This window comes from Nocardiopsis chromatogenes YIM 90109 (assembly GCF_000341185.1).
GTDB classification, from domain to species: domain Bacteria; phylum Actinomycetota; class Actinomycetes; order Streptosporangiales; family Streptosporangiaceae; genus Nocardiopsis_A; species Nocardiopsis_A chromatogenes.
The window spans coordinates 4,016-15,956 of the sequence record NZ_ANBH01000118.1 but is presented as its reverse complement, the minus strand read 5'-3'; the positions used below and the strand labels follow the sequence as shown (position 1 = coordinate 15,956).

The window sequence follows — 11,941 nt, the reverse complement described above, 5'->3', positions numbered from 1 at the left end:
CAGGTCACCGGTCGCCCGTGTCCGGCCCTCCCGCCTCCGGCGCGTTCGGGGCGGCGCGCCTCGCCCGGTCGGCCTGGGCGATGAGGCGGTCCATCACCTGGCGGAGCGTGTCCGGGTCGGGCTGGGCCAGTCCGGCGATGGAGGACAGGTACAGCCCGTCGCCGACCAGGCGGATGGTCTCGGCCAGCACCGGGTCGTCCAGCTCCTCGTGGAGCAGCCGCGCCCACTCCTCGAAGAAGTAGCGGACCAGGTCGCGCGTCTCGTCGGTCATCGACTCCTTGCTGCGCAGCGCGGCGATGATCGACCAGTACAGCTCCGCCTCGTGCTTGGAGGCGGGCAGCGAGGTGCGCAGGAAGGTCCGGACCACCCCCTCGCCGCTCTCCTCCGCCTCGCGGAACTCCTCCTCGGCCCGGTCGGCCAGGCGCCGGATCAGCCCGGCCATCATCTCGGCCTTGGAGGGGAAGTGGTAGAGGAGCCCGCCCTTGGAGACGCCCGCGGCGGCGGCCACGGACTCCAGCGTCACGGTGGACACGCCCTCGTCGATCAGGATGCCTTCGAGCGCGTCCAGGATCCGGTCGCGCGTTGTGCCGGTACTCACCTTTGACACTGTACCGGCCGGACGGTACTGTACCGTCTGGACGGTTCATAGAATCCGGGACCGCCGCGCACCGACCGCCCCCGCCCCACCGGGGACGCGGAGACGGACAGGGTGCGACGGTCGGCCGGAATACATAGGATGATCGGCCCGTTCCAGTGGCGCCGCCCCGCCGAGCAGGCCCCGGCGGCGCCGCCCACGACGCCGACGCAGACCAAGTAGAGGGACCATGACTTCCGCCGTTGCCGGGCCCGACGACAGGCCCGACGACACCCCGGCCGCGCGCCCCGCCAAGGCCGGCCCCCGCCAATGGGCCGGGCTGGCCGTGCTCGTGCTGCCGGTCCTGCTCATCGCCGTCGACATGACGGTGCTCGGCTTCGCCGTGCCCTACCTCACCGAGGACCTGCGCCCCACCGGCGGCCAGCTCCTCTGGATCGTCGACATCTACGGCTTCGTGCTGGCCGGGCTCCTCATCACCATGGGGTCGCTGGGCGACCGCATCGGCCGGCGGCGCCTGCTCATGATCGGCGCCCTGGGCTTCGGCCTCGCCTCGCTCGCCGCGGCCTTCGCGCCCACGCCCGAGGTGCTGATCGCGGCCCGCGCCCTGCTCGGCATGGCCGGGGCCACGCTGATGCCCTCGACCCTGTCGCTGCTGCGCAACCTGTTCACCGACGACCGCCAGCGGCTCCTGGCCATCGCCATCTGGGCCTCGGGGTTCTCCGCCGGGAGCGCGCTCGGGCCGATCCTGGGCGGCTGGCTGCTGGAGCACTACCACTGGGGGTCGGTGTTCCTCATCAACCTGCCGGTGATGGCGGTCCTGCTGGTGGCGCTGCCGCTGCTGGTGGGCGAGTCGAAGGACCCGGACCCCGGGCGCCTCGACCCGGTGAGCGTGCTGCTGTCCATGGCGGCGATGCTGCCCGCGGTCTACGGGGTGAAGAAGCTCGCCGAGTACGGCTGGGCCCCGGTCCCGGCCGCCGCCCTGGCGGCGGGGCTGGTCCTGGGCGTGCTGTTCGTCCGGCGCCAGCTCCGGCTGCCGCACCCGCTGATCGACGTCCGCCTGTTCGCGGTGCGCCGGTTCAGCGTCGCGGTGGCCACCAACCTGATGATCGTGTTCTCGCTGGTCGCCTCGTTGTTCTTCCTCACCCAGTACCTCCAGCTCGTGCTCGGCATGAGCCCGGTCGCCGCCGGGCTGGTGCTGGTTCCGGGGCTGGCGGTGTCGGTGGCGGCGAGCTTCGCGGCGGTGTCGCTGGCCCGCCGGATGAGCCTGGGCGCGGTGCTGGTACTCGGCCTGGCGCTGATCGCCACCGGGTTCCTGCTGGTCACCCAGGCCCCGCTGGAGGGCGGCGCGGCGCTGATCGCGGTGGCGTTCCTGCTCATCGGCACCGGCATCGGCCTGGCCGAGACGCTGACCAACGACGCCATCCTGACCGCCGCTCCCCCGGCCCGCGCCGGTGCGGCCTCGGCGATCTCCGAGACCGCCTACGAGCTGGGCGGGGCGCTGGGCGTGGCGCTGCTGGGCAGCGTGCTCACCGCGGCCTACCGGATCCGGCTGGAGGACGTGGCCTCGGTGCCCGGGGAGGCGATGGACGCCGCCCGCGAGACGCTGGGCGGGGCGGTCAGCGCCGCCGACGGGCTGCCCGGCGACGCGGGGGCGGCGCTGCTCGGCGCCGCGCAGTCGGCCTTCCTCGACGGCATGCACCTGACCAGCGCGATCGCCACCGTCATCGTGGTCGCCGCGATGGTTCAGGCGGGGCTGCTGCTGCGCCGCGACCGCACCCCGGCGGCGGGGGCGGCGCCGGAGGCCGAGTCGGCCGACGCCTGATCCCACAGGCCGCGCGGCGCCCGGGGGCCGGAGCCCCCGGGCGCCGCGTGCATGGGGGCGCCGGGGCCGGGCGGGAGCGCGGCGTCCAGCACCTCCTGAAGCGGAACCGTGCGCGCGAATGCGGCGAACTCCCGGGCCAGCAGCGGCTCGGGCGCGCGCTCGGGGACGACGATCCCCACCTCGCGCACCCGCTCGGCGCCGGTCACCGGAAGCACGCGCACGCCCGGCGGGGGCGGCGCCGAGCACAGCCACGAGTGGGCCACCACGCCGCACCAGTCGCCTTCGGCGACGTGGGTGTACAGGGCGGGCAGGGCGTCGGTCTCCACCTGCACGCTGGGGCGGCCGCCGTTCTCGGCCAGCGCCGCCTCCATCGCGCGCAGGGCGCCGCCGTCGCAGGTCAGCCCGCACAGGGGGACCCCGGCCAGCTCCTCCCAGGCGACCCAGGCCCGGCCGGTGAACCGGCCGGGGCAGGCGAGCACCACACCGCGCTCGCCGTAGAGACGCACCGTCGACCCGAGGGTCCGCCCGGGGGCCGCGCCCAGGGGGGCGACCCCGCAGTCGAGGCTGCCGTCGGCGAGCCCGCGGGCGATCTCCTCGGCGGGCAGGGCCCACACGCTCAGCCGCACCCGCGGGTGGCGGGAGCCGAAGGGGGCGGTCAGGTGGGCCACGGCGGCCGCGGCGGAGGGCAGAACGCCGATGCGCAGCCGCCCGGTGCGGCCCTTGCGCATGGCGCCGACCTCGGCGTCGAGCAGGTCGCGCTCGGCGAGGATGCGGTAGGCCCAGCGCAGCACCCGCTCGCCTTCGGGGGTGAAGCCCTCGAAGCGGTGGCCGCGCCGCACGATGCGGATGTCGAGTTCGGCCTCGAGCTTGCGCAGGGCGGCGGACAGGGCGGGCTGGGAGACGTGACAGGCGCTCGCCGCACGGGCGAAGTGGCGCTCGCGGTCCAGGGCGGCCAGGTACTCGAGCTGGCGAATCAGCATCCGCGCTCCTCTAGGGGCGTGGCGCCGGAGCCGGACCCAGGGGTTGCCCGGCCCCGGCGCGGAACGGACGCGGGGTGGCCGACCGCAAGGGGTTCAGCGCGACGCGCCCGCCGGTCCCGAAAAAGAGAGACCGGTCACACATTCTGCTGTGCCGGGCCGGTCTACGCCAGACATTCCGGCCGATTCACATGCCTTTTCCGGCGGAGCGCGAGGCAGAGGCCGCGCGATGAGGAACGGGCCTCGGCCTTTGCGGCGGCGCTGACGGTTGCACGGAGTGTGTGCGTCGCCGTGATGGGCGGCGACGGTCGGAGCAGGGCGGTTCCCCGCCCCTGCCCGCCGACCGCCGGGCCGGTGCAGGGGTCCGGAGGAACCCCCGATGGAAGCATGCCGGGTATACCGGGCACCGCGGCCGGGGTCGGCGCGGCCCTGTCCGAGCACATCGGCGCCCTGCCCGGGGCGCTCAAGCGCTCCCAGGCCTGGGACCAGGGCATCGGGATGGCCCGCCACGCGGCCCCCACGGCGGCCACCGGGACTCCGGTGTCCTTCTGCGACCCGCACTCGCCCCGGCAGCGCGGCACCGACGAGAACAACGAGAACACCGACCGGCTGGTGCGCGACCACTTCCCCAAGGGCGTCACCGGCTTCGACACCGTGGACCAGGCGGAGCCGGACCGGGTCCAGGACCTGCCCAACACCCGGCCCCGCAATACCCAGGGCTACCGCACCCCGGCCGAGGCCCTCGACGACCACCTCGTCGCAACAACCGATGGACACCGCCGGGCCTTGGCGATCCTGCGCGGTGGAATCGACACCATTCGGGTGGCCAGGTGTCGGCTCCACCGCGCAGAACGCGCGACCGCGCCCTACTCCTGCTCCCCCGGGGCCTCTTCCGCGTCATCGGCCGCCGCCTGCTCGTGGTACATCCTGCGGGTCGCGTCCGTGTGCTCGCGCATCAGGCGGGCCGCCTCCTCGCCGTCACCGGCGGCGATGGCGTCGATGATCCGCGCGTGCTCCTCCCAGGAGTCGCCGCCGCGCTGCGCGGCCACCAGCCCGTGGTACCAGCGCACCCGCCGGGCGACCTGCCCCGCCAGGTCGGCCAGGACCTCGTTGCCCGACAGCTCGGTGATGCGCCGGTGCAGGTCGGCGTTGAGCGCCACCATCTCCTCGGTGTCACCGCGCTCCAGCCCCTTCTCCCCGGCCGCGCACAGCCTGCGGAGGTCGGCGAGGCCCTCCTCGCGGGCGTTCGCGGCGGCCAGCCGGGCCGACTCGCTCTCCAGCAGCCCGCGCACCGCCAGCAGCTGCTCGGCCTCGTCCCCGCTGGGCCGGTGCACGAACGCGCCGTACCCCGGGCGCAGGTCGACCCAGCCCTCGTTGCTGAGCCGCTGCAGGGCCTCCCGGATGGGCTGGCGCGACACGCCCAGCCGCTCGGCGAGCTCGTTCTCGACCAGGTGCTGGCCCGGCGGGAGCCGCCGCAGGGGGATCAGTTCGAGCAGCGTCTCGTACACGCTCTCGCGCAGCGGCACGGGGCGGCGCACCGGGGTGGGCAGCAGGTTCTTGTCGAGCGGGCGTGAGGCCATCGTCAATCGGTTTCCGTCTGTGGTCGAGGCGGTGGCGTGGCGGTCGGGCAGGACGGGGCGCGCTCCTCGGCGCCTCGCGCCCCGCAAGTCTAGTGTCGGACCGCCCCGCTCGCGGGCTCCGCGGGCCGATCCCTCCGCTCCCGCCGGAGCCCCCGCCAGGGATCAGCGCGGCAGCCGGACGATCTCGGCGACCGGCCCGGACCAGTCCGGGGGGATCACCGCGTAGCCGTCCGCGGCGGCCGGGGAGCGCAGGCTTCCTGGTCGGTCGTGCCCGACCGGCTCGGCGGCGGACCCGGTGAGGCGGACCGCGACCAGGCGCGTGTCCCTGGGATGCGGGCGGACCGGCGCCGACAGCTCGGCCCGGCCCGGCGCCGCGGCGGCCGGATCCGGCCGCCCGGCGAGCGCGGACAGCAGCGGCGCGAGCAGCGTCACCGCGGCGACGAGCGCCGCCCCCGGATTGCCGGGCAGCCCCACCACCGCGGGTCCGTCCGGCAGCCGGGCGAGGAGCTGGGGGTGGCCGGGGCGGCAGGCGACCCCGTCCACGACCGTCTCGGCGCCCAGGTCGTCCAGGGCCGAGCGCAGGTGGTCGGCCGGGCCCTTGGAGGAGGCGCCGCACACGGCGACCGCGTCGGCCCCGGCCCCGGCGGCCGAATGCAGCGCGTCGGCGAGCCCCGCGCGGACGTCGCCCAGGTGGGCGGGGGGTTCGGCGCGGGCGCCCGCCCAGGCGGCCAGGCCGGGCAGCATCGGCCCGATGGCGTCGCGCACCCGCCCGGGTCCGGGGACCCCGGAGCGCACCACCTCGTCACCGGTGACCAGGACGGCGAGGACGGGGCGGCGCACGGGCAGGGCGTCGTGGCCGAGCGAAGCCGCCAGGCCCAGGACGGCGGCGGTGACGGGGGCGCCCTGCTTGAGGACGACGTCTCCGGGCCGGGTGTCCTCGCCCGCACGCCGGACGTGCCGGTCGGGCTCGGTCTCCCCGGAGACGGTCGCTCCGGGCACCGTCCCGGGCGCCGTGCCGACGCCCTCGGCTCGGGCGTGCTCGTAGGGCAGGACCGAGGTGGTGCCGGGCGGGACGGGCGCGCCGGTGGCGATCTCGACGGCGGTCCCGGGGGTGAGGGCGTCGTCCGTGGGGGCTGCGCCCGCCAGGACGCGGCCGGTGACCCGCCACGGACCGGGGCCGCAGACCGCGTAGCCGTCCATGGCGGAGGTGTCGCAGTCGGGGATGCCCACGAGGGCGGGGAGGTCGGATGCGAGCGTAGCGCCGAGGGCTTCGGCCAGGGGCACCCGGCGGGCCGCGCTCGGGCCCGTCCGCTCGCCGAGCTCGCGTGCCGCAGCGCGCGCTCGGTCCCATGCCGCCGAAGCGCCTTCGCGCCGGGCCATCGCCACCCCTGTGCCGCCGCATCCGCTGTGTGTCCACACGCGTCCCTGTATATCCGCGCAGGGAGGCGCGCGGCGCGGCGACCCGCCCTGCGCGTCCCAGGCGTGACCGAGGAACCCGCGCCGGCCGGGCACCGGGGCCGCGAGGCGAACGGGACACCGCGTCACTGGCGAGGGTAACCGCCGACCGATCGGGACATAAGACCCGGCTCCCCCGTCACGGCCCGGTCGCCGCCGGACGGCGGCCCGGACTCCGCTGAAGGGCCCGGAAACCCTGTGCGGCCGCCGATTTGCCACCTGCGGAGATTCCGCTAAAGTTCTAACCGCAGCACGGCGGAGGGCCCACCGGGAAGCCGGGGGGAACGAAGCCGGAAGCGCGCGGACGTGGCTCAGCTGGTAGAGCATCACCTTGCCAAGGTGAGGGTCGCGGGTTCGAATCCCGTCGTCCGCTCGGAGACCGGGGGCTCCCATCCCCTGGAGGAATCCGGTGGAGTGGCCGAGAGGCGAGGCAGCGGCCTGCAAAGCCGTCGACACGGGTTCAAATCCCGTCTCCACCTCCCATGTGGATAGCGGGGCGGTTAGCTCAGTTGGTTAGAGCGCTACCTTGACACGGTAGAGGTCACAGGTTCGAATCCTGTATCGCCCACACGCATACCCGCAGGCCGGGACCGCCCAACGGTCCCGGCCTGCGGTCGTTTGGGCTCGGATATGGAGACGGCGAGGAGACGGTCTTCCTCCGGCACCGTTACGAGGCCCTTCTTGTATCCCGGGCACGGTAGTACTCACCGACCCGTGGAACCGTCTCCATGAGCCGCTCGCGCTCCCCGCGCAGCGCCTCCAGGACCTCGCGGACCAGAGCGGGGACGGACTCCTCCGCGGCGAAGGAGACCAAGACCGGCGAGTGATCGGCGGTCGCACACCGTAGGCCCCCTCGCCTGTGTGGCGAGGGGGCTACGGGCTATCGCGGAAGAGCGGCGGGTGCGGGGCCGCGGGCGCGGGTCAGCGCTCGCCCCCCTCCGCCGGGTCCAGGCGCTTGGCCGGGTAGCGGATTGCCTCCACCATCTCCGTGATGTACCGCGACGGGGGCGCGGTCATCTTGGACACCACGACTGCGACGAGGACGTTCACCACGGCACCCACGGCGCCGATCCCCTCGGGGCTGACCCCGAATACGTGGTCGTTCGCCTGGAGCCCGAAGACCTCCAGTGTGTAGAGCATGTACCCGACCGTCAGGACCAGGCCCGTGACCATCCCGGCCCCGGCCCCCACGGCGTTGCACCGCTTCCAGAAGATGCCCAGGACGATGGCGGGGAAGAAGCTCGCCGCCGCCATACCGAAGGCGAACGCGACCACCTGCGCGACGAACGCCGGGGGGTTGATGCCCGCGACCACCGCGACCGCGATCGCCGCCGCCATCGCGATCCGCCCCACCATCAGGCGTTCGCGGTCGCCTGCGGTCTTGCGGAAGTAGCGGAAGTACAGGTCGTGGGAGGCCGCCGAGGAGATGACCAGCAGCAGCCCCGCCGCCGTGGACATCGCGGCCGCCATCCCGCCCGCCGCGACCAGGCCGACGATGGGGGCCGGCAGACCGGCGATCTCCGGCGAGGCCAGCACCAGGATGTCGTTGTTGACCGTCAGATCGGCCCCGGCCGCGGGGTCGTTGCTGACCGAGTTGATGACGTCGGCGTTCCCGTTCACCGTCACCAGCCCGGTCGCCGCCCAGTTCTCCACCCAGGCCGGCAGGTTGTCCGTGGCGGTGCCGTTCACCCCTTCCAGGAGGTTGAACTTGGTGAAGGCGCCCACCGCCGGGGCGGTGGTGTACAGCAGGGCGATGAAGAACAGCGCCCAGAACGCCGAGTAGCGCGAGCCCCGCACCGTCCTGGTGGTGTAGAAGCGGATGATCACGTGCGGCAGGCCGGCGGTGCCGATCATCAGCGCCATCGTCACCAGGAAGATGTCGATCATGGGCCGGGAGGTGAAGGGGTCGGTGAAGACCTCCAGGCCCAGCTGGACCGAGAGCTCGTTCAGGCCGTTGAGGATCTGGCCGAACGACACCTGGGGGACGGGGATGCCGGTCATCACCTGGGCCACGGCCACGGCCGGGATCAGGTAGGCGGTGATGAGCACCGTGTACTGGGCGACCTGCGTCCAGGTGATGCTCTTCATCCCGCCCAGCACCGCGTACACGAAGATGATCACCGCCGCGATCATCACCCCGTAGGCGATGTCGATGTTGAGGAAGCGGCTGAAGACGATGCCGCCGCCGTTCATCTGCCCCACCACGTAGGTGAAGGAGATGAGGATCGCCGCGACCGCGGCGAGGCTGCGCACCGGCTCGGAGTACCGGTCGCCGACGAACTCCGGCACCGTGAACTTCCCCCACTTGCGCAGGTAGGGCGCGAGCAGCAGGGCGAGCAGGACGTAGCCGCCGGTCCAGCCCATGAGGTAGATGCTGCCGTCATAGCCCAGGAAGGCGATGAGCCCCGCCATCGAGATGAACGAGGCCGCCGACATCCAGTCGGCCCCGATCGCGGCGCCGTTGGCCACGGTGGGGACGCCGTGCCCGGCGACGTAGAACCCCTCGGTCTCCCGGACCCGGCTTCGCCAGGCGATGACCATGTAGACGCCGAAGGAGAGGACGATGAAGACGGTCGTCCACAGCTGGATCGCGCTCATGCCTCACCGCCCTCCTTGGTTCCCGCGCCGGCCTCGTCGTCGTACTCGTAGACGCCGAACTGCTTGTCCAAGCGGTCCATGTACAGGCAGTAGACGAGGATGAGCAGCAGGAACACGTAGATGGAGCCCTGCTGGGCGACCCAGAAGCCGAGGGGGAACCCGCCGACGGTGATCTGGTTGAGCTGTTCGACGAAGAGGATCCCGCAGCCGAACGACACCGCGAACCAGATGACGAGCAGGACCGCCACCAGCCGGATGTTCCTCTTCCAGTACTCGCGCCGCCAGCCGTTGCCGCCCGGGGGTTCCGGGCTGTTGACTTGCGAATCAGCCACGCTCGTTTCTCCTCTGTGTACGGGGCTCCGACACCAGCGCACCCGCGGCGGCGCGCACAAGACCGGGCCGGGTGAGCGGCCGATCCGCCTTTCGAGCGGTCGGTTCGCCGCCATGAGCGGCATATGTCGCACTCCGAACCGTTCGGTCCCCGCTGCCGACCGCTGGGAGCGCGTCTCGACCGTCCGCCCCGCACCCCCTCAACAGGGGCACCGCCTGTGGCTATGATTCGGCCATGTCGCCTTCGAACGGCTCCGCCGCCCCCCAGGCGGCCCGGCGCGTCCTCCACCCGGGAAGCATCGGGATGCTCAGCGGCGGGCTGATGCTCGTCATCGGCTCGTTCACGCCGTGGGTGTCGACCCCGTTGGGCAACCTGTCCGGCATGGGCGGACCCGGGCTGTGGGTCATGTGCGCCGGTGTCCTCGCCCTGGCCGGCGCCCTGCTGCCCTACCGGCGCATCGCCCTCGCGCACGCACTCCTGCCGGCGGCCCTGGCGGGCGTGCTGGTGCTGTGGCAGCTGGCACGCATCGCTCAGCTCAGCGGCGCCACGGACAGCTGGGGCAAGCTGCTCCCCGGTGTGGGCCTGGTGATCGTCGGCGCCGGCGTGGTCCTGCTGCTGTCGTCCGCGCGCCGCATGCACGCCGCGGGCTGAGCCGTGCACGACCGCCATGATCCCGGCCCGCCCGCCGAGGAGCACGACACCCCTGCCGAGGTCGACGCCGCGTTCCGCACGCTGCGCCGGGTCGCCCTGGGCCACGTGGCCGTGTTCACCGGCGTCCTCGCCGCCGTGCCGCTGCTCACCGGCGCGCTGGCCTGGTGGTCGCAGGGTCGGCTCTTCGGCGGGATGAGCCCCATGTTCGCCATGACGGCGTTCGGGCTCTACGCGTTCTTCTTCACGGTCTGCCTGGCCGCGGCGACCCTGTCCAACGCCGTCGAGGAGCGGATGCTCGGCGGCCCCGGCCGCGACGCCCCCCGCGGCGACGGGCCGCCCCCCGCCTGATGTCGAGCGGACTGCTGCTCGTCGTGCTGCTGGCGGCGGTCGGGGCGGTCGCGGTCCTGATCCGGCCGCAGCGCGCCTCCACTCTCGACTTCTACCTCGCCGGGCGCCGCGTCGGCGTCGCCACCAACGCCTGCGCGATCTGCGGCGACTACCTGTCGGCCGCCTCCTTCATGGGTGTGGCCGCGGCCGTGTACGCCTCCGGGCTGGACGGCATGTGGTACGCGGCCGGGTTCGCCGCCGGATTCGTGCCGGTCCTGCTGTTCGTCGCCGCGCCCCTGCGGCGCTTCGGCGAGTTCTCCATCCCCGACTTCCTCGGCAAGCGGCTGGAGTCGGACGGCGTGCGGCTCACCTCGGTGGCCATCGTGCAGCTGGTCATCCTGGCCTACCTGGTCCCCCAGGCGGTGGCCAGCGGGATCATCTGGGAACTGGCCGTGGGCCGAGGGCTGGGCGGGCTGTCCGCGTACACGACCGGCGTGCTGCTCTCGACCGCCGCCGTCATGCTCATGGTCGCCCTGGGCGGCATGCGGGGCACCACCTGGACCCAGGCCGTGCAGTTCCTCCTGCTATTGGCCATCTTCCTGTGGCTGGTCGCCGTCATCGCGGCGTCCGGGTTCAGCTACCCCGACGCGCTGCGGGAGCTGTCCTCCCGGCCGCTGGCCAACCCGGTGGAGGACGGCGGCGCCTGGCGGCTGGAACCGGTCCCCAACCGGCTGGACCCGGGGGCGCCCGCGTTCTTCGGCGAGCCGGGCGGCCAGTACAGCCAGCTCGGGCAGGTCGCCTTGATCGTGTCGCTGGCGATGGGGACCGCAGGCCTGCCGCACATCATGAACCGGTACTTCACCAGCCCCACGGGGACCGCGGCGCGTATGACGACCGTGTGGGTGGTGGGCCTGGCGGGACTGTTCTACGTCCTGGCGGGGCTGCTGGGCATCGCGGCGCGCTCCATCGTCCAGGACGCGTCCGCGGGCACGCCCTGGGTGGACCGGCTCACGACCGGCGGCGTGCTGCGGGTCCCCGAGCACGCGATGCCGGTGCTGGGTGAGGTCTTCGGCGGGCGGGCCGGCCTGGGGCTGGTGGCGGTGGGCGCCCTGCTGGCGGTGCTGTCGACCATCGGTGGCCTGCTGCTGGCCTCGGCCGCCTCCTGGGGGCACGACATCTATGAGCGCTACCTCAACCCGCGGGCCACGCAGCGCCAAGCGCTCCGGGCCGGCCGCGGCGCGGTCGTGCTCGTCGCCGCGCTGTCGGCGGCGCTGGCCCTGGCGGTGACGCCCGAGTCGCTCAGCGGCCAGTTCCCGTCGATCGTGGCGACCATGGTGACGTGGGCGTTCGTGCTGGCGGGCTCGGCCCTGACGCCGGTGTTCCTCCTCGCCATCTGGTGGCGCCGCACCACCGGGCCGGGCGCCGTGGCGGGCATGGCCACGGGGACGGCCGTGGCGGTGGCCATGGGCGCCGCGGGCCTGCTCCTCGGCGGTGCCGGGGCCGCGCAGGCGCTCTTGACGCCCACCCTCGTCTCGGCGCCCTGCGCCGCGGCCGTCGCGGTGGCCGTGTCGCTGGCGACCCGGCCGCCGGCGGACGTGGACGGCA

General features: G+C 73.8%; 11 protein-coding genes and 3 tRNA genes (1 of these 14 only partly in view). 7 read left to right on the top strand and 7 right to left on the bottom strand.

All coding sequences use genetic code 11. The annotated features are described in order from the left end of the window. Nucleotides 1–4: 4 nt before the first annotated feature. A complete protein-coding gene (locus tag D476_RS33060) occupies nucleotides 5–598 on the bottom strand; it encodes a TetR/AcrR family transcriptional regulator (RefSeq protein ID WP_017624215.1) in 594 nt (197 codons plus the stop codon). A gap of 226 nt (nucleotides 599–824) precedes the next feature. Between D476_RS33060 and D476_RS0112120 the strand changes: the two genes are divergently transcribed. Then, nucleotides 825–2,417, top strand: coding sequence for an MFS transporter (locus tag D476_RS0112120; protein WP_017624214.1), 1,593 nt, complete (start codon nucleotides 825–827; stop codon nucleotides 2,415–2,417). Here D476_RS0112120 and D476_RS0112115 read toward each other — a convergent pair. From D476_RS0112115 to D476_RS0112105, 3 genes are all read right to left on the bottom strand, one after another. Continuing rightward, nucleotides 2,339–3,397 (bottom strand): LysR family transcriptional regulator, encoded by a 1,059-nt coding sequence (locus D476_RS0112115; protein WP_017624213.1) that lies wholly within the window; start codon nucleotides 3,395–3,397, stop codon nucleotides 2,339–2,341. The genes D476_RS0112120 and D476_RS0112115 overlap by 79 nt on opposite strands. Before the next feature lie 863 nt (nucleotides 3,398–4,260). Then, a complete protein-coding gene (locus D476_RS0112110) occupies nucleotides 4,261–4,974 on the bottom strand; it encodes a GntR family transcriptional regulator (RefSeq protein ID WP_017624212.1) in 714 nt (237 codons plus the stop codon). A 162-nt stretch (nucleotides 4,975–5,136) separates the two neighbouring features. Next, entirely contained in the window at nucleotides 5,137–6,393 is a 1,257-nt protein-coding gene (locus tag D476_RS0112105; RefSeq protein ID WP_152529327.1) for a molybdopterin molybdotransferase MoeA, read from the bottom strand. A gap of 336 nt (nucleotides 6,394–6,729) precedes the next feature. On the opposite strand from D476_RS0112105, the gene D476_RS0112100 reads away from it, so the two are divergent. The 3 genes from D476_RS0112100 (at nucleotide 6,730) to D476_RS0112090 (ending at nucleotide 6,997) form a co-directional block, all read left to right on the top strand. Continuing rightward, a tRNA-Gly gene (locus D476_RS0112100) sits at nucleotides 6,730–6,802 on the top strand. Nucleotides 6,803–6,837: 35 nt separating this feature from the next. Then, nucleotides 6,838–6,908, top strand: a tRNA-Cys gene (locus D476_RS0112095). Nucleotides 6,909–6,923: 15 nt separating this feature from the next. Further along, nucleotides 6,924–6,997 (top strand) — tRNA-Val (locus tag D476_RS0112090). Between the two features lie 99 nt (nucleotides 6,998–7,096). On the opposite strand, the gene D476_RS37930 is transcribed toward D476_RS0112090, so the two are convergent. From D476_RS37930 to D476_RS33055, 3 genes are all read right to left on the bottom strand, one after another. Beyond that, nucleotides 7,097–7,243 (bottom strand): hypothetical protein, encoded by a 147-nt coding sequence (locus tag D476_RS37930; RefSeq protein WP_017624210.1) that lies wholly within the window; start codon nucleotides 7,241–7,243, stop codon nucleotides 7,097–7,099. Between the two features lie 107 nt (nucleotides 7,244–7,350). Further along, on the bottom strand, nucleotides 7,351–9,027 hold the full coding sequence (locus D476_RS0112080) for a sodium:solute symporter family protein (RefSeq protein ID WP_017624209.1): 1,677 nt from the start codon (nucleotides 9,025–9,027) through the stop codon (nucleotides 7,351–7,353). After that, nucleotides 9,024–9,359 carry a DUF4212 domain-containing protein gene (locus tag D476_RS33055; RefSeq protein WP_051061722.1) on the bottom strand — a complete coding sequence of 112 codons (336 nt, stop codon included), beginning with the start codon at nucleotides 9,357–9,359 and terminating at the stop codon, nucleotides 9,024–9,026. Before D476_RS33055 ends, D476_RS0112080 begins: the two co-directional genes overlap by 4 nt. Nucleotides 9,360–9,592: 233 nt before the next feature. Here D476_RS33055 and D476_RS0112070 point away from each other — a divergent pair, with 233 nt between their 5' ends. The 3 genes in view from D476_RS0112070 to D476_RS38485 are tightly spaced (at most 3 nt apart) and all read left to right on the top strand, a layout consistent with a single transcriptional unit that may run on beyond the window. Continuing rightward, nucleotides 9,593–10,009 carry a hypothetical protein gene (locus D476_RS0112070; protein ID WP_017624207.1) on the top strand — a complete coding sequence of 139 codons (417 nt, stop codon included), beginning with the start codon at nucleotides 9,593–9,595 and terminating at the stop codon, nucleotides 10,007–10,009. A gap of 3 nt (nucleotides 10,010–10,012) precedes the next feature. Continuing rightward, a complete protein-coding gene (locus D476_RS0112065; protein WP_017624206.1) occupies nucleotides 10,013–10,357 on the top strand; it encodes a hypothetical protein in 345 nt (114 codons plus the stop codon). Further along, on the top strand, nucleotides 10,357–11,941 hold the 5' portion of the coding sequence (locus D476_RS38485; protein ID WP_017624205.1) for a sodium:solute symporter family transporter. 1,391 nt of this gene lie beyond the right edge of the window; the window shows 1,585 of its 2,976 coding nt (coding positions 1–1,585); its start codon is at nucleotides 10,357–10,359; its stop codon lies beyond the right edge, outside the window. Before D476_RS0112065 ends, D476_RS38485 begins: the two co-directional genes overlap by 1 nt.